The sequence below is a fragment of the Polaromonas sp. P1_G2 genome, assembly GCF_056405515.1.
In genome coordinates this window covers 1-404 of record NZ_JBFUBY010001436.1, presented here as the reverse complement: position 1 = coordinate 404, position 404 = coordinate 1, and the positions used below count along the sequence as shown (strand labels likewise).

The following is a 404-nucleotide window of genomic DNA, read 5'->3' as shown; positions in this document are numbered from 1 at the left end:
GGTGCATATCGACAAGCCGCCGAATGGCGTGGCGCTCATCTCGCTCGGCCTGCTGCTGCTCTCGCTTGTCGTCGTTGTCCTGCTGGCCAAGACGCTTTCCTATCCGCTCGATCGCGGCATTGCCGCGGCCGGATTGCCGAAAGCCTTTGTCGGCGTGGTCATCGCCGCGATCGTGCTGCTGCCCGAGGGGATAGCCGCGGCAAAGTCAGCGATCCGCAACCAGCTGCAAAACAGCATCAACCTGGCGCTCGGTTCGGCGATCGCCAGTATAGGCCTGACAATTCCGACCGTGGCAGTGGTTTCGCTCGTCCTCGGCAAGGACCTCGTGCTCGGGATCTCCTCCGCCAACATGACGCTTTTGGCCCTGACACTGTTCGTCAGCACGCTGACGCTCGGTACAGGCC

General features: G+C 62.9%; 1 protein-coding gene. It reads left to right on the top strand.

Annotation, left to right across the window (positions count from 1 at the left end; all coding sequences use genetic code 11):
• Nucleotides 1-404 (top strand): calcium:cation antiporter (locus AC1D0P_RS30950; RefSeq protein WP_477680225.1); only part of this gene is annotated, 404 nt, incomplete at both ends.